This window comes from Streptococcus sp. WM07 (genome assembly GCF_004570525.1).
GTDB lineage: Bacteria > Bacillota > Bacilli > Lactobacillales > Streptococcaceae > Streptococcus.
Window position 1 is genome coordinate 1 of sequence record NZ_SPPZ01000228.1, and the last position, 407, is coordinate 407.

Consider the following 407-nt stretch of genomic DNA (forward strand, 5'->3'; position numbering starts at 1 on the left):
CTGATCATGTCGTAACCAGGCAACAGGTTTGCGGCTAAATCGGCATGTGGACGGTAACCAGTGTCCAAGACGGCAACCACTGTGCCTTGTCCGGTCACGCCCTCAGCCCAGGCGCCTTCGGTACCTGCACCACCAACGGACTCATAATAATGCCATTGCTGACCGTATTGAGGATCATTTGGCGCCTGCTGCGGTTGATGGAGTCTGTTTTCCTCCACAAACTCCACGCTTGGATCACTCATCAGCATCTCGACAATAGCGCGGCGGTTACGGCGTGAAGTCGGATGTAAATACTGTGCGCCGGCATCAGGTACCCGGAAAACGTGGGTGCGTGCCAGGCCCATACTGCGTACATAGGCGATCTCTAACCCGCTTTTCTCGGCAAGACTCTGCGCTCGCGCTTGCAT

The 407-nt window shown here is 56.0% G+C and carries 1 pseudogene; it reads right to left on the reverse strand.

Features of this window, described 5'->3' with window-relative positions:
• Positions 1–407 (reverse strand): annotated as a pseudogene (locus E4T71_RS09975) (hypothetical protein); the annotation flags it as partial.